We start from the raw sequence: 20,214 nt of genomic DNA, 5'->3' as shown, positions 1-20,214 counted from the left end.
AACCTCCTGGAGTGGAGCCGACACTAACATAGCGAGTGACCCCTCGCTATGTTTCTGGCGAAGTCCGCAGAAAGTTTTGCAGCATCGCGTGGCCGGTCGGGGTGAGGATCGACTCGGGGTGCAGCTGAACCCCCTCAATCGGATAAGTTCGGTGCCGTACGCCCATGATCACACCGCTCGGCGTGGCCGCACTGACCTCAAGGCAATCGGGCAGCGTCGCGCGATCGATGACGAGCGAGTGATAGCGCGCCGCGACGAGTGGATCGGCAAGCCCGGCGAATATGCCTCGCCCGTCGTGATGGATCAGCGATGGCTTGCCGTGAACGATCTCGCTCGCCCGTACGACCGTCGCGCCGAACACCTGACCGATGGATTGGTGCCCCAGACACACGCCCAACGTCGGGATCAGCGGCCCGAGTTGAGCGATCGCGTCGTTGCTGATCCCTGAATCGGCTGGCGTGCCGGGGCCCGGCGACAGTACGAGGTGGGTGATCTCACCGCGTTGCTGAGCCGTTAACAACTCAGCGACAGAAATCTCATCATTGCGAACAACTGATGCGGCCGCGCCGAGCTCGCCAAAATACTGCGCCAAGTTGTGGACAAACGAGTCGTAATTGTCGATCAATAGGACCCGCGCCCCATTTGTACCTCCCGCCCCAGCGGGTGGTGCCTGAGCCACCGTATTTGACTGCTTTGAGGTGGCTGATCCACCACCCTCCCAGTGCGCGCGGAGCCATTGGGTGATTCGGCCAGTATTCCAGCGGCCGATTCCTTCACAGTCGAGAACCGGGACGGCACCGCGCAGCGAATTGGTCGCGAACACTTCCGTTGCATGCGAGAGATCGTCGGCCACGAGTCGTCGTTCGAAGACTGGTATGCCGGCCGCCACCAAGAATTCGATGATTCGGGCGCGCGCGGTGCCGGGCAGAATACGGCCATCGAGCGCCGGGGTGTGGACACCGTCATCGCCAACCACAAACACCGACGCCCGACCGGTTTCCATCACGGCGCCATCGGCGTCGACCAACAGCAGGTCTTGGTCAGGCCGGGACAGCCCGTCGAGACGTCGACGGTCGGCCCATTTATGGGCGCCAAGGCCACCATGAATCGTCCGCGGGATCAGCGTCCAGCTGTCGACATCGGCGCCCAGCGGTGCGGCGACGATCGTGGCATCGCCGCCCGACGACAGCGTCACCCGGAGCCGTTGTCTGCCCAGCAGTTGTTTCGCCGCTCGATCGATTGATTCGGCCAGATCGCTCGGGAGTTCCGCGCCGTAAACCGCCCGCAGGCTCGCCTCAAGTCGGGCCAGATGCCGATTGACCTCGATTACCTGCCCACTGAGTACCAACATTGTCTCGAAGATGCCGAGCGATGCATCCACCTCGCTCCCGATGTCAGCACCCGCCACGCCGGTGCTAGCCGTTTGCGCCAAAACATCAAGATCAGCAGTCAGCTCGAGCCGCCCCCCGATCGCTTCGATCAGCGGGCGCGCCTTCACCAGACACTCGGCATATTCACCGCTCGTGGTCGAATCGGCCACGATACCGCCGCCGACACCCAGCCAGACCCGGTCACCGGCAAACTCGAAGGTACGGATCACGACATTGAGCTCGAGCCCTGCGCAGGGACTGACATGGCCGATCGCACCGGTATAGGCCTCACGGCCAGTCGCCTCGAGGGTATTGATGATTGTCATCGCCCGAACCTTCGGCGCACCGGTCACCGAACCCGGCGGGAACGTCGCGCGCAATAATTCCGAATCCTTGACCTCAGGCCGCAGACGCCCACTCACATCTGAAACCAAATGCCATACGGCATGCTGCTCCACCCGGTTGATCGCCGGAACCTGCACGCTTCCGGGCACGCACACGCGGCCGAGGTCATTGCGCATCAGGTCAACGATCATGATGTTCTCGGCCCGATTCTTCGCCGAGGCCGCGAGCGTCTGCGCATCGACATCGAGCGGCGCGGTGCCCTTGATCGGCGAGGACAGCACATCGCGACCAGTCCGACGCAGAAACAGCTCAGGCGACATACTCACCAGCGCGCCGCCGTCAGCTCGAACGAACGCGGCGTATGCGGGTCGGAGCCGTTCAATTCCCCGGCAGAAAACGTCGAGCGGATCGCCGGAGAACGGCGCCGAAAGTCGCACGCAAAGATTGGCTTGGAAGATGTCGCCGGCGCGAATATGTTCAAGCGTCTTGGCGATGACGTCTTTGTGTGTGTCCGGCGATGGGGTCATGTCGAAGCTGCCAACGTCATACGGGACCGCGGCACGCACCGGACCGGCGAGCAACCCACAGAGGCGATCGAACTCCGCCTCGATTAGCGCGGCCCGCGATGGCGTGATCAGTGCTTCGAACCACCAGGCGCCGGCAGTATGGCGAAGGACATAGTCATAGAAACCGATTGAGAAGTCCGGGCGCGGGATCGGTCGGCGCGGTGGATCAGGAAGTCGCTCGAGTCGAGTGCCGAGCTGGTATCCCCATGCACCGATCCACCCACCGCCAAATGCACCGACGGCGTCGATCGGCTCCAGATCGACGGCGTCGAACGGATCCTCGGCAAAGCGCTCGGGATTGAAACCGATGAGCGCATCGCCCTGCTGCCAGGCCCCAATTAGTGCGACAAGATTTGGTTCGTCCCGGACCAGACGAAGGATGTCGACCGGCTCCAATAGCGTGTTGAGGCGCCGTCGGACCAGCTCAACGTCCGTCGGAGGCGATTTCTTCAATGATCTCAGCGCCCAACTCGCGAGCCACCAACTGCTCGGGGTCGATCTGTTCGGTATCGATCACTGGGTCATTGCGATTGGCTGCGGCATCGACATCCTCGTCGGCAACCGGCGCCTGTGGATGGGCAACAGCTTCGCGTACAGCGGCCGATGCACCGATCCCTTGAGATGCGACGGGCTCTGGCGGTGCTCCGGCTGGCGCGGTGGCAGTGTCAGCTTGCGGCTGAGCTGAGGGGTCGATGACCGTGTCGATCCGCCACGATGCGCCCAGGATCTGATGGACGGCCTGCTGCAACACCGAATCGGAACCACTCTTGAGGAATGAGTCACGAGCACCCGCGTTGATCAGCGAGATCGTCAACGTATCGCCGTCGAGCGACGTCACCTGGGCATTCTGGCTGAGCATGACCCAGGTGAATCGGCGCAGCCCCTTGACCGTCTCTAGGATGTCGGGCCACAACCGGCGTACGTCGGCGATCGCGATCGACGCACCCGCGTGAACCGTCACCGGTTCGGCGGCGTCGGGGGCTGAGGCTGGGGCGACTACTGGTTCGGGTACCGGCACCGACTCCGGCTCCGGCTCCTCAGCGGCCACGACTTCGGCGGCCGGCTCAGGTGTCGGTTGGTGCTCGACTATCGGCGCAGGGATCGGTGCAGGGGCCGGCACAGGATCGGGTGCAGGGGCAGTGCTAGCGGGCGGGGCAGGGGACGCCACCGGAGGCATCGGCGGCCCGGCGGCAACTGCTGCTGCAGGAGCAACCGGATCAATATCCAGTCGGCGTTCCAACCGATCGAGGCGGGCGTGGAAACCTTGGGCCGAGTCATCGGCGGCGGGCAACAAAATACGCGCACACATGAGCTCAAGCAGGAGCCGCGGGGCGGTCGCACCGCGAAACTCAAGCAGCCCGCTGGCGATCAGATCAGCAGCGCGGGTCAGATCCGATGGTCCGAAACGGGACGCTTGGCTGGTAAGCCGTTCGGCACGATCTCCGGGTACGTCGAGCAAACCACTTTGCAGCGCACCGGGAACAGCGGAGACGATAATCAGATCGCGGTGTCGCTGCAGCAGATCCTCAGCGAACCGGCGCGGATCTTGACCAGTCTCAATGACCTTGTCGACGACACCGAAAACGGTCGCGCCATCATGTGCGGCCAGCGCATCAATCGCCTCGTCGAGCAACGAATCGGGGGTGTAACCCAGCAGGGTGGACGCCAAGTCATACGTCACGCCATCGGGTCCGGCACCGCCCAACAGTTGATCAAGGACGCTGAGCGTGTCGCGTACGGAACCTGCTCCGGCGCGCACCACCAACGGAAGCGCTAGCGGGTCAAGGTTGACGTGTTCAGCGGCACACAACTGGTTGAGGTAGTCGCCCAGCACTTTTGGTGGCACCAAGCGGAACGGGTAGTGGTGGGTGCGCGAGCGGATCGTGCCGATGACCTTTTCCGGCTCGGTCGTCGCGAAAATGAACTTCAGGTGCGGCGGGGGCTCCTCCACCAGTTTGAGCAACGCATTGAAACCCTGCGGCGACACCATATGGGCCTCATCGATGATGTAGACCTTGTAGCGGCTGCTGACCGGCGCGAAGAACGCCCGTTCGCGCAGGTCACGGGCATCGTCGACACCGCCGTGGCTGGCGGCGTCGATCTCGATAACGTCCATACTGCCGGGGCCGCCGCGGGCCAGATCACGACAACTCTGGCATTCGCCGCAGGGATCAGCAATCGGCGCTTTCTCGCAGTTGAGGGCACGCGCGAGGATCCGGGCACTCGTCGTCTTGCCACAACCGCGCGGCCCGGAGAAGAGGTAGGCGTGGTTGACCTTGTTAGCCGCGAGCGCATGCCGAAGCGGCTCGGTGACATGGTCCTGACCGATGACCTCCGCGAATGTTTCGGGGCGATAACGACGATAAAGCGCAAGGGGTGCATCCACGACGCCAACCCTAACGACGCCAACCCACATTGACCATGGCGGAGGGTTGACTAATCGCTCGCACGGCTTAACGACACAATGGATTCATGCCCGAGTCGAAAGAGGTCTACAAGACTCTCGACTTCGCACTGCGCGTAGGCGAAATGCTGATGTCCAATGGCGCCGGTGCGCCCGATGTCAGCGCCACGATGGGCTCATTAGTCCACCATCTGGGGCTACGCGGCGCGGCGGTTGACGTGACGTTCACCGCACTGACAATCAGCTATCAGCCCACCAACGATGAGCCGGCGCTGTTCCAGACCCGACACGTGACTCAACGCGGCTTCGACTACGAGGATCTCACCATCGTGGATCATCTCGTCACAAAGTTGCTACTCAATGAGGTGACGCGTGATGAGGCACGTACGACGTTGGCGCAACTTGCCTCATCGGGTCACCGTCGGCCGAAATGGGCAATCACGCTCAGTTGGGGAGTCACCGGCGCTGGTGTCGCCCTGTTACTGGGCGGTGACTGGGTCGTCGTTGTCATCGCCGCCTTGGCTGCCATGGGCATCGAGATGATGCAGCGCTACCTGGCCCGGCAACGGTTCCCGTTCTTCTACCAGCAAGCTGCTGGCGGGTTGCTGGGCAGCATGTTCGCGATCGGCGTCGCGGCGACCAACATCAACGTCGATCCGTCGCTTGTCATCACCGCCAACATCGTCATGCTGTTGGCCGGGCTCGGCTTTATCGGTGCAGTGCAGGATGCGCTCACCGGCTTCTACATCACCGCAAGCGCGCGGCTGCTCGAAGTCATGATCGCCACGGCAGGCATCATCGTCGGCGTGAGTGGTGGGCTCTCGCTGGGCTCATTACTCGGCGTCGAAATCTTCCTCAGGCCAGGCGCAACTGAGTGGTCGCATCTGCCCCTCATGACCTTCGGCGCCGCTGTATGCGCGGCGGCATTCGCCTATTCGGTCCATGCTCCGCTGCGCGTACTTCTGCCGATCGCGGTCGTGAGCGGGACCGCAACCGGAGTTTATTTCCTTATGACGCAGAAGGACATCGGCCCCGCATGGGCAGCAGCAATTGCCGCGATCGGCATTGGCATCGTGAGCTATTCGGCCGCCGGCTGGGCCCGCGTACCGCCGCTGGTCATTGTCGTTTCGTGCATTGTCCCGCTGTTGCCCGGCTTGTCGATTTACCGTGCGCTCGCGCTGATGGCCGAGGGCGATAACGCCGGCGTCCTCGCTCTCGTCAACGCTGGTGCGATCGCGATCTCCTTGTCATCAGGCGTGATCTTGGGCGAGTATATTGCCCAGCCGCTCAAACGAGAGGCTCGTCGACTCGAACAGCGTCTGGCCGGTCCACGACTGGTCGGTCCGTTGCGGGCACGCTCAGTCAGGAAGAAAAAATAAGCAACCGCTTAGCAGGCCAGCGTACTCTGGTGATTCACTAGTAGTCCGATCATTCCGCGCACACCATCTGGAGTCGATTCATGAAGTTGCAATTGTCGGCCGAGGACACCGCATTCCGCGAAGAGATGCGTACGTTCTTCACCACCAAGTTTCCCCAGGACATTCGCGACCGGGTCGCGGCACGGCAGGAACTCACCAAAGACGACTTCGTCCGCTCCCAGCAGGTACTGAACGCTGCCGGGCTCGCCGTGCCGAACTGGCCGGTCGAATGGGGCGGCCGTGACTGGACCCCGCTGCAGCGGCACATCTGGCACGAGGAGATGCAACTCGCCTCCGTACCGATCCCGCTCGCCTTCAACGCTTCGATGGTCGGCCCGGTGATCGCTGCCTTCGGCTCGCAGGCAATCAAGGAACGATTCCTCGCCAAGACCGCCAATATCGATATCTGGTGGTCGCAAGGCTTCTCCGAGCCGGACGCCGGATCAGACCTCGCCTCATTGCGGACGACCGCGATCCGCGACGGCGATGAATACGTCGTCAACGGACAGAAGACGTGGACAACGCTGGGTCAGTACGGCGACTGGATCTTCTGCCTCGTACGCACAAACCCGCATGCCGAGAAGCGCCAGCAGGGAATCTCATTCCTGCTCATCGACATGACAACTCCCGGCCTTACGGTGCGCCCGATCGAACTGATCGACGGCGGCCACGAGGTCAACGAGGTCTTCTTCGACAACGTCCGCGTCCCGGTCGAGAATCTCGTCGGCGAGGAGAACAAGGGCTGGAGCTACGCCAAGTTCCTGCTCGGCAACGAACGCGTCGGTGTTGCGCCGGTCGGCTCAACCAAGCGGCAACTCGCCCAAGCCAAAGAGCACGCCAAGACTGCCGGCCCGCGCGGATCGTCGTTGCTGGACGATCCCATGGTGGCGACCCGGATCGCCGAACTCGAGAATGAACTCCTTGCCCTCGAACTGACCGCATTGCGCGTGGTGGCCCACTCCGCTGACGGCAAGCCGCACCCGGCCTCGTCGGTACTCAAGTTGCGCGGCACCGAACTCCAGCAGGCCGTCACCGAATTGTTCGTCGACCTCGCGGGGCCCGCTTCACTGGCCTCATTTGCCGGCGACGATTCAGATCTGCCCGATTGGACCAAGGTCTCGACGCCGCAATACCTCAACTTCCGCAAGGCCTCCATCTACGGCGGCTCGAATGAAGTGCAACGCACTATCATCGCCGGCTCTATCTTGGGACTCTGACATGGACTTCACACTTGATGCAGAACAAATTGCTCTTCGCGACGCGGTTCGCGGCCTCCTAAACGGTGTTTACGATTCATCAGAAACCCGTCGCGCGGTCGCCAATGACGGCCACGGCTGGACCGATGAGACGTGGCACAAACTCGCCGAGATGGGCGTCCTCGGACTTCCGTTCGCCGAAGCTGATGGCGGTATGGGCGCTGGCCCGATCGAAGTTTCGATCGTCGCCGAAGAAGTCGGCCGCGTACTCGCCCCTGAGCCATTCGTCGAAGCGATTGTGCTCGCCGGCGGCCTGATCGCATCAGTTGGCACCGATGAGCAGCGCGCTGCTCTGCTCGGCCCGATCGCCGAAGGAACGCTGGTTCCCGCCTTCGCAGGCAATGAGCCCGACGGCCGCTGGGAGCTCGCCGCGGTGTCGGTCGTTGCCTCCGGCGATGGCGACTCGTGGACGCTTTCTGGGGTTAAGGAGCCCGTCCTCGGTGGCGCTCGGGCTGACCTACTTGTCGTCTCGGCCGCAGTTGATGGCGGCACGGCGCTGTTCACTGTCGATGCCGACGCCACTGGTCTTTCACGTGACGGCTACAAGACGCATGACGGTGGCCGCGCCGCCCGGGTCAGGTTCGACAACACCCCGGCGACACCGCTTGGTGTGGCTGGCACGGATCAGAGTGCGGCTATCGCCGTCGCAGTCGCCCGCGCCCAGATCGCGTACTGCCACGAAGCCGTCGGCTCAATGGAAGTCGCGCTCAACACAACGACCGACTATCTCAAGACACGCAAGCAATTCGGCGTGACGCTGTCCAAGTTCCAGGCACTCACTTTCCGTGCCGCCGACATGTATGTGTCGCTCGAACTGGCCAAGAGCATGGTCACCTGGGCGACGCTTGTGCTCGACGCCGATGGCGATGCGATCACGGCAGCATCGCGCGCCAAGACCATCGTCAGTCGGACCGGTCGACATATTGGTCAAGAGGCGATCCAGTTGCACGGCGGCATCGGCATGACTGCGGAATATTCAGTTGGCCACTACATGAGCCATCTGACTGCGCTTGAGCACATGCTCGGCGACGGCCGCGAACACCTGGGACGCTTGGCCGCAACCGTCGAAGACCACGACGTCGTCGACGCCTTCGCCTGACCTTTAACGTCATCCCGAACGTAGGCCATACGGTCCGTTCGGGATGACGTTAATCGGTTTTGAGACGTAAGGACCCCCCACGCACCCGATAGAGCTAGCCGACCCTTGCTGCCTTCCGGCCCTGGGGGAGTTAAGCGAGATACCGCCGCGTGAGGGGCTGCGCCAATCCTAACGGGCCATCCCGATTGGTACGAATGGGGACCCGACCGGTAGCCTCGTGCGCGGAGGATTCGCATAGTGGCCTAGTGCGCTCGCTTGGAAAGCGGGTTGAGTGAAAGCTCTCAGGGGTTCGAATCCCCTATCCTCCGCCAATGCAAGTCGAGTGGCACGTACTTGGGCTCAAATCATCCCGATGAGCCTAGGTACGTGCCACTCGGCGTTTTGCTGCTACTTCACTTCGCCGAAGGACAGCGTCTTCGACCGCTTCTCCATGTTCGTCTTGTAAGTCGAGACCTTGACCGTCAGCGTCTTACCCTTGAGCGATTTCGGGATCTTGTAGGACTTCCCGGTTGCCTTCTTGATGGCTTTGCCGTTGGAGTACCACTGGTGGCTCGACTTGAGCTTCGCCTTCTTGCCCGACTTGCTGTAGGTCACCGACGACACTTTGACCGTCTTGCCGGTCTTGGCCGTCCCAGACTTCTTGCCAAAGGACTTCACCCAACTCGTCGGCTGCCCCGCAACAACAGGGAAGCCTGCCGGGATGTTTTCGAAGTTGAAACCCCAGGCGGCGCGATTTGCTTTGCTACCAACCACTGTGACAAACAGCGCCTTGCCCACCGCCGACTTCGGCAACACGAACGACGTCACAAGCGCGCCGTGCTGACTGACCAAGGTGGATGCTTTGGCGCCCTTAGGCAGCTTGTTCTTCCCCGAATAACCTGAGAAGAGGATCTTTTTACCTTTCGCCCCGGATACCAAACCAATACGCGTATCAAAGGCTGTGCCCGCCTCCCACTCCCCGTTGAACTTGATATAGACAGTCTTGCCGGCAACGAGCGGAGTGCCTTTGGTCCCATTAGGAGAAGGCTTCGAGCCTATCTTCGCATTCTTGTCGGGCGTTACCGTCGCGAGCTTGGGGGCTCCTACCGGGGTCGGAAAGTTCAGGGACAGCGGCGCGCTCACATCCAGGATCTCGTAGTCTTCATCGAACTCGTTGTAGGCTCCCTTTTCCAGATACACCGTAAACGGCCGGTCCGCTTTGCCTGGAAGACCCCACAGCCGCATCGTTCCCGAACCGTCTCCCACGTCATAGCCCACCTGTGGTGACTCTTTTTCGCCCACCTGCTCAGAGATTCGAAGAACTGAATAGTCCGCACCGTCGGGGTAACGATTTGCGTTGAGCGGTGGGGCCGTGTCTGCATACTTCAAAGTGAAATCGGTGCTCCAGAGCGGGCGCCACTTATCACCATAGACACTTGGCGTCGCCTTGACGTCGGGAGACGTGATCGTCAATTTCCCGGACGGTGATGGATCTTGGGCAGCGCTCGCCGGCACGGCAACAAAGGCGCTAGCCACCGCGATGCCGAGCCCAACCACGACAGCTGTACGAAATGACATGAAATTCTCGATTCTGATTAGGTTCCCGAACTACCCGCCCCAGTACCTTGACCCTCACAGCAGCGTTTGTCCTCAAAATCTCGAGCGTTTCGCATTCCCGGACATTCTCGGACAGCCATTGCGCCATGGAACGTGGGCCGATTTCGTCGCTTGACTAGCGCCGAGTAGGCCTGCTTTTGGATCGCTGACCCCGATCACAGCCTGTCTTGTACAAATATCTTATTTTTCTGAAAATCGCTCATCCTGAGGCTTCAGCGCCGGTACAATCTCGCAATAGAAGTACGGGCGTGGCTCTTGGCTACCGGCATCACGAAGTATTGGAGGACCGTTGTGACCAGCGATAACGGCTCCCCCGATGATCCCGTGGAGAGCCGGTGGGATCATCTGTCTGAGGAGCTTTACGCGCTGCGGCTGTCGGCCGGTGATCCATCGTTTGCCGAGATCGCGCGGAGGATCGCTGAACGGCGATTGGAACAAGGCGCCTCGGAGTATGCCGCACGCATAGCGCGTTCGAGCGTGCATGATGCCTTTCGGGCCGGGCGCTCCCGTATCAACATGCCGCTTTTGCGGGAGATAGCTCATGCGTTGGGTGCCGATGAATCGATACTCGAGGAATGGGTAGCACCCCGCCGCAACAAGTCAGATCGCCTCGTTCAAGCCGATCCTGTACAGAGGCCCACAGTGAAACAGAGCACCGTGTTGATGGTGTCTTGCGTCGCATTGAACCTGGTAGGCAGAGAATTCGTAGACTTCTTCAACTTCCCGATCTACCTCGACATGGTGGGAACGGCGATTGTTGCGATTGCCCTTGGCCCCTGGCACGGCGTAACTGTCGGTGCATCAACCAACATTATTGGCAGCATTGGCAGTGGCTGGATCTCGCTGCCGTTCGCGCTGGTGAACATCGCCGGCGCGTTGATCTGGGGTTACGGTGTTCGTCGCTGGGGAATGGGAAGATCACTCGCACGGTTCTTCGCCCTGAACGTCATCACCGCATTCGCCTGCTCACTCATCGCGGTGCCTATCATCGCCACCTTCCTCGGGCACGACCTTCGCGTAGGGCATGACGTCATCACTCAACTGATAGAAAATTCTCTTGACACTTTCGCCGTGGCACTCGGACTGTCCAATATTTTGACTTCGCTCGCTGACAAGCTCCTCAGCGGATTTGTGGCGCTTGTTGTTATCTCCGCACTGCCAATGAGCTTGCGCGCCGCTATCCCGCTGGTGTTTGCCGATCAAATGCGCGACGGCGCCATCGCGCGTACGACTCCGACCCGCAAGCGATAACGAGGGCTCGAACGTCACCGTAGGTCGGGAGAGCGCCGAGCCGGAACTCCGACGCTGAACCATCAGATCCTCGTGCGCAACCAACGGGCTTCGCTTCTCCCACGTCAATACGAGGAGCCAGCCAATCGCGACAACGGCCCAACCGGCCGCAGCGTCAAGGATCCAATGATTGGCCGTGCCGACGATGACAATTGTCGTAATCAACGCATAGATGACGCCGAGGTGCTGGAACAGCGGACGAACATTGGCCCGAATGAGCACAATCGCGCACCACAGCGCCCAGCCGGCATGCAGCGACGGGAAAGCCGCGAGTTCATTCGTCATCCCACCGAGTCCACGCGGCGCCGAGGCATCCGCGCCCCACCAACCGGCATGCGCGTGCTGACTGAGGATGTCGACGTAGCTTCCGTCAAGGAGCCGCGGCGGCGCGGTCGGCATGAGCAGATAGAAAACCAATCCAATAACTGTCGCGGCAACGAGCGCCCGCCGTGCAGTCACGTACTGCGCCGCGCCACGGTGATAGAGCCACAGCAGAATCGCCGCAGTGACGATGTAGTGCGTCGTGGCGTACCAGTAACTTCCGAACAGACCGACCAGATTGTTGTCGGCAAAGAATTCATCGAGGGGCTTCTCCAGCGCGACGCGCCACCCCGTCTCAAGAGAAAGCAGGCCTATTGCGTGCCCTCGCGCGGCAGAAAAATCATTCGAAGCCAGCAAGCGTGAAGCGCTGTAGCCGACATACAGGAAGGTCAGGAATGCCAGTTCGATGGCGCCACGTCGAACCTTGGCACCGGTGATCGTTGCGCTGACGGCCGCGAACTTACCCCGGACAAGCACCGATGGCGACGCATACATCTGTTGCCTCCATCCGTCACATTCCGCATCGATTGCCGACCTGCAATAACGACTCGTAACCCATCTTTCCGCACCTACTTAGTCTAAACAACACTTATGTGTCCGAAATTCTTCCCAGTTTCGAAATCGTGATGTTGGAAGAGGCCATACGCCGCCATACGCGCAAGGCAAGCGCCGGATTCACGTCTGCCTGTCTACACTGCGAGAGTGATCTTCAAGCGCGTAAACCCGGGTCGTCCATACCCGACTCATGGCTTAACTCAGGGCGCATGGGCCGAGATCGCGCCGACTCAGGTACGCCTCAACGATCTGGTAGCAACCAAGACCCAATTGGACCTCGATTACCTGTTGGATGAGGACTCGACATACTTTGGTGACTTGTTCGCGCACGTCGTGGCCTGGAACGGGGAACTCTTCCTCGAGGATGGTCTACATCGCGCGGTACGAGCCGCGCTGCAACAACGACAGACGATTCACGCACGAGTACTCACGATGGGCAGGACTGTATGAGCAAGGCACACCTCACACTGGTGATGGCCGTGATCGTATTCTTTGGGGGCAGCCTGTTCGGCGCCAAGTTGCTCTCAGCCAAGGCTGACTCAACTTCCGGTCCTACCTGTGAGAGCCGAACCATCGAGGCTGGCGAGAACGTCACGACCAATCTCGTCAGCGTCGATATCTACAACTCGAGCCAACGCTCCGGACTCGCCAACCGCGTCAGCATCAACCTGCAGCGCAATGGATTCCTTGCCGGCAAGATCGGCAACGCTAAAGATGTGGTTCCAGCCGGACAAGACGTCAAAAAGGTCGCGATTGTCACTGCTGACAAGAATGATCCACGGGTCAAACTGGTCGTCAAACAGTTCAAACAAAAGGTGACGTTCATTGCGCCGAACAAGGATCTCGGATCGGATGTCACAGTTGTGGTTGGCGATGGCTACAGCAAGTTGATACCGAAATCCGCTCGCAAGATCAAGTCCGATCGCACGCTCGAGTTTTGCCTACCGCTCGTTCCAGTCAGCTGACCGGACCAGGCGAGTCAGCGCCTCGCCCCCAGCCCGCCAGTCGCCCGCCCTTACCAACTGCATGGAGCCGTTGCTCAACTTTTTCGCGGAGTTGACGCGGTGCCACGATCAACAGGTCATCACCAAGACGTATGCGCCACGAGCCGCGCGGGACGCTGATCTCGCCATTTCGTACGACCAACGAAACCGAAGCGCCACGCGGTAGTCGCAGCTCCGAAACCTCGACGCCAGCCAGCCGCGAGCCCTCAGGCACATGGATCTGCAAAAGATCGGCCGAGATCTTCTCCAGGGGCGCGGCCTCGACCTCGACATCGCGCGGCGCGTCGGTGAGTACGCCTGTGCGCCGTGCCAGCCAGCCCAGTGTCGGTGCTTGGAGAAGCGTATAAATAATGACGAACACAAGCACGATGTTGAACAGATCGCGCGAGTCCTCGACGCCATTGGCTAGCGGGATTGTTGCCAGGATGATCGGCACTGCACCACGAAGGCCTGCCCAAGCGATGAAGATCTGCTCGCGTTTGCCGTAATGCTGGCTGATCGAACTGACCATGATCGACAGCGGCCGCGCGACAAACGTGAGGATCGCACCAGCCGCAACTGCGGTCCATACGTGCCACCAGCGGATCTCGCTCGGATTGGCCAGCAGCCCAAGCATGATGAATAGCCCGATTTGCGCCAGTGAGCCGATCCCTTCGGCAAATGACCGAGTCGCCGCCCGGTGCGGTAGATCAGCGTTGCCCAGGACGAGCGCCGCAATGTAGACGGCCGCGAATCCACTGGTGTGTAAGCTCCCGGCAACTCCATAGGCGAGTACTGACAGAGCAAGGATCGCAATCGGATACAGGCCCGATGCGGGCAGCGCGACGACGCGCAGGATGAGTGCGCCGAGTCGACCGATCAGGAAACCAAGCGCCGCGCCGACGACCAGCTCGAAGACGATGAGCGCGATGAATTCGAGTGGCGATGTGTCGGCGATGTTGCCCGCGCTGATCGCCACGACGAGTACGACAACCGGTGCATCATTGAGGCCCGACTCGTTCTCGAGGACGCCGGACACACGATGCTTCAGCGGGAATGCACGGAGCACCGAGAACACGGCAGCCGCGTCGGTCGGCGATGTCACGGCGGCCAGCAAGACGGCGATCTGCCAGTCGAGACCGAGGAGATAGTGCGAGCCCAGCGCAACGACAGCAACGCTGATAGTGACGCCGATTGTGGCCAGAATTGTCCCGAAGACCATGGATGAGCGTACGTTTTCCCACTTGGTCGTCACCCCGCCCTCGGCAAGGATGAGGACCAGCGCGGCAAGGCCGAGGGCAAGTGCGAGATCGGCGTTGGCGAAGTCGATGCCAATGCCGGAGCTCCCCAACACCAGACCAATGCCCAAGTAGAGCAACAGGCTGGGCAGGCCTGCCGAGGCGGAGATACGGACCGCGAGAATGGCCAAGACCAACACGCCCGAACCGACCAAAAGGTAGGTGTCGAGATCGTGCGAATTCACACTGCAGCTCCTGCCGAGTTCATCAGACTCCGATTCTACCGGTTCGACGGGCGCCTTCGGCCACCGCTTGCGCGCCTCGGGTGGCAGGCTGCCCGCACATCGGCTTTGCTGGGACTATGGACCGACGCCGCGCGATCATGCTCCTGGCGGCTGGCGCACTCGCGGCCTGTTCGCCGAAAGGAGGTCACACCGTGTCCGATCGCTCATCGCAGCCTCACAAAGTCCAAAAGATCAGCTACGGAAGTGGTCCCGCACAATTCGGTGAACTTACCCGTCCAACCGGCACGCCGCGTGGAGTAGTCGTCGTGATTCACGGTGGCTTCTGGAAGTCGGCATACGATCTGTCGCTCGGCCGGCCGCTCGCCGCGGACCTCGCTCAACGCGGCTGGATCGCGTGGAACATCGAGTACCGACGCGTTGGCGACGGTGGTGGCTGGCCCATGACCGGCGACGATGTTAGCAACGCGATCGACAAGTTGGGTTCGATGTCGGACGTGCCGACGGCCAACGTGATTTCCCTCGGGCATTCCGCAGGTGGCCAGCTGGCGGTATGGGCTGGCGCCCGACCCGAACCACAAGTCAAGCTGACCGGAGCCATCGCTCAGGCAGGTGTACTCGATCTTGTGACCGCAGCGGCCGAACATCTCGGTAGCGATGCCGTGCAGGCCTTTATGGGTGACGCGCCACTTGCCGCCGCCGATCCGATCCAGCAAGTCCCACTTGACCTTCCGGTGTGGTGCATCCACGGGAACCGGGACAACAACGTGCCGCTGCATCAGTCGACCCACTATGTCGCCGCCGCCAAAGCCGCCGGCGCCGAGGCCGAACTCATCAAGGTCGAGGGCGACCACTTCGCCCTCATCGATCCGAGCTCGGCCGCCTGGTCAAGGACTATTCGGATCCTCACTGCCGCCTGAGTGGTGGCTGAGCCACGGTACTCGGCAACAACATCGTGGCTGAGCCACCACCCCAGGGTTAGGCGAGGAGGTTGCGGGCCAGCAAAGCCTCTAGCGCGTGAAAATGACGTTCGTCAGCAACGTCGCTGTAGGACGAGGTGTCCGCCATCGTGAATCCGTGACTGGCGCCGGCATACACCTCGGAGGTATAGGACGACTCGGTCCGTTCGAGTTCGGCATCAAGCGTCGCAATCGCGGCGGCGGTCATCGAGCGGTCATTGCCAGCGTGACCGAAATAGAGCTCGGCACGTGCTTGGCCTACACCTAGATGTGGGCTGTCCTTGGCGCTACTGACAAGGCCACCGGCGTGGAAAGAACCCGACGCCACGATCGTGTCTGCATACACACAGGCAGCGAGCAACGAAAGCCGACCACCCATGCAATAGCCGGTGATTCCGACCGGGTTGCCGCTCCCGCCAGACAATTTTTGCAGCGCATTCAGGTATGGCTCGGTGTCGGCCATCGCACGGGGCACCGACAACGCCTTCATCCGCGGCATGCCAATCTCCAAGAACGCCCGACGATTTCCGGGGATCTTAAGGTCCGTGTCCGGTGCCAGCTCCGCAACCGGACCGGACCGGTAGAACAGATTCGGCACGAGCACGACATAGCCCCAACTGGCGATCCGGTCAGCCATCTCGCGGAGGCGTGGACGCAGCCCGAAGATGTCCATGAAGAACAGCACGCCCGGATAGTCCTCTGCGTCGGGCCGTGCGACATATGCCTCGGCAAGACCGTCGGCAGCTTCGATGTCAATCATCTTGGTGCTCCTCATCGAGTGGTCACTGTACGCGCGCACCGACGCTTTCATATCGCCGTCACGCGAATTGACGTGTAACTTAAAGTTACGCAATTGTTCACCGAGGGGACTTCATGCTGATCCGCCGTATCGCCACCGTTGCCGGAGCTCTCGTGCTCGGACTCGGAGTCCTGTCCGTCGCACCGGCCAACGCCGCAACGAAGCCGCTTCCGGTCCCCTATTCATTCCTGCCCTCGGCGGTGATCGCCGGTCTCGGCATTAACGCCGACCCGCCCGGCGCCAACGACTGGGCGTGCAAGCCATCCGCCGCGCACCCCAATCCGGTCGTGCTCGTTCATGGCCTAACTGGCAACAAGAGCACGAACTGGCAGACCTACGCCCCGCTCCTTGCCAACAACGACTACTGCGTCTTTGCACTCACCTATGGACAAGCGCCGCAGTTGCCCAATCCGGCCAACCAGGTGTTCGGCGGCTTCGGCCCCATGGAGCAGAGTGCCGCACAGCTCAAGACATTCATCGCTGAAGTCCTCAAGACCACCGGGGCCAAAAAGGTCGACATTGTTGGGCACTCCGAAGGCACTGTCATCCCGAACTATTACGCCAAATACCTCGATGGGGCGAAGTTCATCGACAAGTATGTGTCGCTCGCACCGATCTGGCACGGCACAAATGTCGCCGGATTAAACTCGGTGGTCGTCCATGGGACTCCATTCGGAGTGACCCCGCTCATCGTCAAGTCGCTCAACCCTTACTTCGCGTCGGGCCCACAACTGCTCACCAATTCGGCCTTCACCGCAAAGATGCGCGCTGGCGGCACGACCAAGGTTCCCGGCATCGCTTACACGAACATCGTGACCACGTACGACGAACTCGTCCAGCCTTACACCAGCGGCATCGAGCCCGGCGAGACCAATATCGTGTTGCAGAACGTATGCGCGCTGGATCTGAGCGAGCACTTCCAAATTGTTGCCTCACCGGTCGCGGCGGCGCTCGTGCTGAATGCGCTCAATCCGGCACATCCGATCAAGGTTCCGTGCCGGCTGGTCCTGCCGTTCGTCGGCACGCTCTGACCGCGAGCATTTAGCTGGCGGGCTTCCTCGCGACGCCAACTAGCGTGGGATCAAATCCGGGTGGTGGGCCCGGACAACATCGGGATGCGCGCGAAGACGGGGCTTCAGCATGTTGTCGCCATAGACACCCAAAATCGGATTGGCCGGGTCCTCGGTGATCCCGCGCGCCGCAGCCGCAAGCTCCGGTGGAAGGACGATTTTGGGGAAGGTCGCATGCAGCGAAGGGTTGTGGAAGTAAGGCACCGAGATTCGATCGGTGCCCGGGTCCGGCGCGATGACTCGGTGTTTGGTCGCCTTGAGGTAGCCGTCAGTAGCCAGTTCGAGCATTTCGCCGATGTTGACGATCAGAGCACCATCGATCGGCGGTGCATCCACGGCCTTACCTTCATGGTCGATTTGTAAGCCGGCTTTGCCCGACTCAACTAGGAGCAGCGTCAGTACGCCCGGGTCGTTATGCCAACCAACGCCCTGATCCGTCCCGCCTTCAACCCGGCCGGGATAGCGCACGATCTTAAGCAAGGTCGCCGGATCGTCGCCGAAGGCAGGCTCGAAGACAGCACGCTGTTGGCCGAGCGATTCGGCCCACTCGGCAAGCAACTGATCTGCCACACCTTTGAGGGCGTTCTGCCAGGTTTCGACGACCTCGCGGAGCCTGGGCAGCTCGGCTGGCCACTGATTCGGTCCTTCGAGAAGGTAATAGTCCGGGTCGCCCGCGCGGCGTTCCAGCGGTTCACGATCGGGGCCGATGTCGATCTGTTCGCGCCAGTCGACCTTGCCCTGGGTGAGCTCGCCGCCGACGCGGTTATAGCCACGAAAATATGGCGTGTTGACCATCTCGATCGCGAGCTTGGACTCATCGGGCAAAGCAAAGAATTCTCGCGACACCGTGACGATGTCGGCCATCAAGTCCGGATCGATGCCGTGCCCGATCAGATAGAAGAAGCCGACCTCGTGAGTCGCCCGTCGCAGCTGGTTGCGGAACTGGTCAGCGGTGGCTGGATCGCCGGCGAGACGAAGATCTAGGATCGGCATCGGTTGCATTGCACCATTGTGCCGGAGACCTTGCGTCATCATCGGTGCTGTCCGAGCGCCGAGATAATGCCCTAAGCCAGCGACAGAAACAGTTTCTCTAACTTTTTGGCGTTCAGGCTGTCGGTACCACCATCGGCGACGCATTGCTGCAGTCCGGCGGCGACGATGGCGAATCCCGCACGATCAAGCGCCTTCGATGCGGCTGCCAACTGAGTGACCACGTCTTCGCAATCACGACCTTCTTCGAGCATGCGTACGACGGCGTGAAGCACATCGCCGCTGGCAAGCTGCGCCATAAAGGCCGGATCGAACGCCTCCAACACTGTCGTTTCTTCGTCGATCGAGCGAACAACTACGTTGCACGGCAGTAGCGCCGTGATCGAAGGATCTGCCAACAGCGCTTGGTGAGCGAGCTCAGGACGGCACGCGCCCAAGATGAGTTGTGGCGGCAGGTCGACGCCGAGCTTGGTCTTGAGCGTGGCGCTCATATCGACCTCGGTGATGATGCCGAAGCCTTGCGCGGCCAACGTGTCTCGCACCTTCGCGACGGTCACGGGAAGTGTTTGACGGGATTAGCTATACCCCCTAGGGTATAAGTAACAACAATCGAAAGTGAGCTCCATGACCATCAACACCCATGGGCACGGCAAAGACGTGCTCGACGAACTCTCGCCCTTACATCGGGCACTTCGGCGGGCGATCCCCGAGGTTTACCAAGGGTTTGGTGAATTACACCGAGCATCGTTTGCGGCTGGCTCGCTGGAAGTGAAGACCAAAGAACTGATCGCGCTGGCTATCGGCGTTGTCGAGAGCTGCGACGGCTGCATCGCCTCACATGCGCAGGCTGCGGTCCGCGCCGGCGCCACCCGCCAGGAAGCGGCCGAGGCCATCGGCGTCACGTTTCTTATGAACGGCGGGCCTGCGACCATCTACGGCCCGCGCGCCTTCGATGCGTTCTGCGAATTCGCCGACGCGGCCGATCCTGCCGCCGAGTCGGTCTGAGGGGAGAAATATATGTGTAGGGCAGTTCGATGCCGCACCTGTAATAAGACCACCTGGGCCGGCTGCGGAAGCCACATCGCTCAGGTCCGAGCCAGAGTCGCAGCCGACCAGTGGTGCGCCGGGCACGTGGACGAGCCCGACACTTCTGAGTCCTGGCTTCGGCGCATCTTCGGTCGCACTCGGACGCCGTGATCGCCCTTGGCCGCCAGCCGCCACGCACCTACCAGCTGACTACAGGAAGAAGTCGACGACGCTCGGTTCGTGGCTTTGTCCAGGGTTAAAGCGACGACCGCTCAGCTCACTTGGGACGATCTCAATGTAGATGTACTTGAGGGTCGGCATCAATGAATGCACCGCCAATTCGTCAACCGCAGTGATCTCGGTGACCGTGTCGACGATGCGGGCAGTGCCTTTGGCGATGACGCTCCATGCCTCATCAGCACCCACATCGTCGATTTCGAACGCGACGTTGCTGTTGATTAAGAGTTCGACCAATTTTGTCCCCGGCGCAGTATGAATCAGAATCCGGCCGTCGACAGCGGCGAAGTTGACTGGAAATATCTCCGGCAGGTCCTGAACACTCACGGCAAGCCGACCAAGTGTTGCCGACGAAAGCAGCCGCCAGCATTCCTCGACGCTGAGAGATTCAACGGGCCCCGTCGCGCCCGTATGCGTGAGTTCCATGACGTTGTCTCCTCCCAACCGATT

General features: G+C 61.2%; 18 protein-coding genes, 1 tRNA gene and 1 other RNA gene. 10 read left to right on the top strand and 10 right to left on the bottom strand.

The window, feature by feature from the left end:
• Positions 1 to 46: 46 nt before the first annotated feature.
• Together AC2YB9_RS01340 and AC2YB9_RS01335 are read right to left on the bottom strand one after the other, a co-directional pair.
• A complete protein-coding gene (locus AC2YB9_RS01340) occupies positions 47 to 2,734 on the bottom strand; it encodes a chorismate-binding protein (RefSeq protein ID WP_487266960.1) in 2,688 nt (895 codons plus the stop codon).
• Entirely contained in the window at positions 2,706 to 4,667 is a 1,962-nt protein-coding gene (locus tag AC2YB9_RS01335; RefSeq protein ID WP_487266959.1) for a DNA polymerase III subunit gamma and tau, read from the bottom strand. The genes AC2YB9_RS01340 and AC2YB9_RS01335 overlap by 29 nt, the downstream gene beginning before the upstream one ends.
• An 86-nt stretch (positions 4,668 to 4,753) precedes the next feature.
• On the opposite strand from AC2YB9_RS01335, the gene AC2YB9_RS01330 reads away from it, so the two are divergent.
• The 3 genes from AC2YB9_RS01330 to AC2YB9_RS01320 all read left to right on the top strand — a co-directional run bounded on the left by AC2YB9_RS01330 (position 4,754) and on the right by AC2YB9_RS01320 (position 8,458).
• Positions 4,754 to 6,064 carry a threonine/serine exporter family protein gene (locus tag AC2YB9_RS01330; protein ID WP_487266958.1) on the top strand — a complete coding sequence of 437 codons (1,311 nt, stop codon included), beginning with the start codon at positions 4,754 to 4,756 and terminating at the stop codon, positions 6,062 to 6,064.
• Between the two features lie 80 nt (positions 6,065 to 6,144).
• Positions 6,145 to 7,320, top strand: a complete 1,176-nt coding sequence (locus tag AC2YB9_RS01325; protein WP_487266957.1) for an acyl-CoA dehydrogenase family protein — start codon at positions 6,145 to 6,147, stop codon at positions 7,318 to 7,320.
• A gap of 1 nt (position 7,321) precedes the next feature.
• Positions 7,322 to 8,458 (top strand): acyl-CoA dehydrogenase family protein, encoded by a 1,137-nt coding sequence (locus AC2YB9_RS01320; protein WP_487266956.1) that lies wholly within the window; start codon positions 7,322 to 7,324, stop codon positions 8,456 to 8,458.
• Between the two features lie 65 nt (positions 8,459 to 8,523).
• On the opposite strand, the gene ffs is transcribed toward AC2YB9_RS01320, so the two are convergent.
• Positions 8,524 to 8,620, bottom strand: an RNA gene (gene ffs / locus AC2YB9_RS01315) — signal recognition particle sRNA small type.
• A gap of 61 nt (positions 8,621 to 8,681) precedes the next feature.
• Here ffs and AC2YB9_RS01310 point away from each other — a divergent pair.
• A tRNA-Ser gene (locus AC2YB9_RS01310) sits at positions 8,682 to 8,769 on the top strand.
• A gap of 76 nt (positions 8,770 to 8,845) precedes the next feature.
• Here the strand turns inward: AC2YB9_RS01310 and AC2YB9_RS01305 are convergent.
• Entirely contained in the window at positions 8,846 to 10,015 is a 1,170-nt protein-coding gene (locus AC2YB9_RS01305; protein WP_487266955.1) for a hypothetical protein, read from the bottom strand.
• A 1,005-nt stretch (positions 10,016 to 11,020) separates the two neighbouring features.
• Positions 11,021 to 12,160, bottom strand: a complete 1,140-nt coding sequence (locus AC2YB9_RS01300) for a phosphatase PAP2 family protein (RefSeq protein ID WP_487266954.1) — start codon at positions 12,158 to 12,160, stop codon at positions 11,021 to 11,023.
• Positions 12,161 to 12,367: 207 nt separating this feature from the next.
• Between AC2YB9_RS01300 and AC2YB9_RS01295 the strand changes: the two genes are divergently transcribed.
• Positions 12,368 to 12,670: a type II toxin-antitoxin system VapB family antitoxin gene (locus tag AC2YB9_RS01295; RefSeq protein WP_487266953.1), complete on the top strand. Its 303-nt coding sequence runs from the start codon at positions 12,368 to 12,370 to the stop codon at positions 12,668 to 12,670.
• Positions 12,667 to 13,185: a LytR C-terminal domain-containing protein gene (locus AC2YB9_RS01290; protein ID WP_487266952.1), complete on the top strand. Its 519-nt coding sequence runs from the start codon at positions 12,667 to 12,669 to the stop codon at positions 13,183 to 13,185. The genes AC2YB9_RS01295 and AC2YB9_RS01290 overlap by 4 nt, the downstream gene beginning before the upstream one ends.
• Here the strand turns inward: AC2YB9_RS01290 and AC2YB9_RS01285 are convergent.
• Positions 13,178 to 14,686, bottom strand: a complete 1,509-nt coding sequence (locus tag AC2YB9_RS01285) for a potassium/proton antiporter (protein ID WP_487266951.1) — start codon at positions 14,684 to 14,686, stop codon at positions 13,178 to 13,180. The genes AC2YB9_RS01290 and AC2YB9_RS01285 overlap by 8 nt on opposite strands.
• A gap of 116 nt (positions 14,687 to 14,802) precedes the next feature.
• On the opposite strand from AC2YB9_RS01285, the gene AC2YB9_RS01280 reads away from it, so the two are divergent.
• Positions 14,803 to 15,603 (top strand): alpha/beta hydrolase family protein, encoded by an 801-nt coding sequence (locus tag AC2YB9_RS01280; protein WP_487266950.1) that lies wholly within the window; start codon positions 14,803 to 14,805, stop codon positions 15,601 to 15,603.
• Between the two features lie 58 nt (positions 15,604 to 15,661).
• On the opposite strand, the gene AC2YB9_RS01275 is transcribed toward AC2YB9_RS01280, so the two are convergent.
• Complete coding sequence (locus AC2YB9_RS01275) at positions 15,662 to 16,402, bottom strand: dienelactone hydrolase family protein (RefSeq protein ID WP_487266949.1); 741 nt, start codon at positions 16,400 to 16,402, stop codon at positions 15,662 to 15,664.
• Positions 16,403 to 16,515: 113 nt separating this feature from the next.
• Here AC2YB9_RS01275 and AC2YB9_RS01270 point away from each other — a divergent pair, with 113 nt between their 5' ends.
• Positions 16,516 to 17,472: an esterase/lipase family protein gene (locus tag AC2YB9_RS01270; RefSeq protein WP_487266948.1), complete on the top strand. Its 957-nt coding sequence runs from the start codon at positions 16,516 to 16,518 to the stop codon at positions 17,470 to 17,472.
• 39 nt (positions 17,473 to 17,511) lie between these two features.
• Here the strand turns inward: AC2YB9_RS01270 and AC2YB9_RS01265 are convergent, their stop codons facing one another.
• Together AC2YB9_RS01265 and AC2YB9_RS01260 are read right to left on the bottom strand one after the other, a co-directional pair.
• On the bottom strand, positions 17,512 to 18,513 hold the full coding sequence (locus AC2YB9_RS01265) for an isopenicillin N synthase family dioxygenase (RefSeq protein ID WP_487266947.1): 1,002 nt from the start codon (positions 18,511 to 18,513) through the stop codon (positions 17,512 to 17,514).
• A gap of 62 nt (positions 18,514 to 18,575) precedes the next feature.
• The gene (locus AC2YB9_RS01260; RefSeq protein WP_487266946.1) at positions 18,576 to 19,058 is read right to left on the bottom strand and encodes a metal-sensing transcriptional repressor; all 483 of its coding nucleotides are present in this window, start codon (positions 19,056 to 19,058) and stop codon (positions 18,576 to 18,578) included.
• Positions 19,059 to 19,125: 67 nt separating this feature from the next.
• Here AC2YB9_RS01260 and AC2YB9_RS01255 point away from each other — a divergent pair, with 67 nt between their 5' ends.
• Entirely contained in the window at positions 19,126 to 19,506 is a 381-nt protein-coding gene (locus AC2YB9_RS01255) for a carboxymuconolactone decarboxylase family protein (RefSeq protein ID WP_487266945.1), read from the top strand.
• 12 nt (positions 19,507 to 19,518) lie between these two features.
• Positions 19,519 to 19,698 carry a hypothetical protein gene (locus tag AC2YB9_RS01250; protein WP_487266944.1) on the top strand — a complete coding sequence of 60 codons (180 nt, stop codon included), beginning with the start codon at positions 19,519 to 19,521 and terminating at the stop codon, positions 19,696 to 19,698.
• Between the two features lie 39 nt (positions 19,699 to 19,737).
• Here AC2YB9_RS01250 and AC2YB9_RS01245 read toward each other — a convergent pair whose 3' ends face one another.
• Positions 19,738 to 20,190, bottom strand: coding sequence for a pyridoxamine 5'-phosphate oxidase family protein (locus tag AC2YB9_RS01245; RefSeq protein ID WP_487266943.1), 453 nt, complete (start codon positions 20,188 to 20,190; stop codon positions 19,738 to 19,740).
• Between the last annotated feature and the right edge of the window lie 24 nt (positions 20,191 to 20,214).

It is taken from the genome of Aeromicrobium changchenzhani, assembly GCF_057586615.1.
Note: the sequence above shows the minus strand (reverse complement) of the source record. Positions and strands in the feature narration are given on the sequence as shown.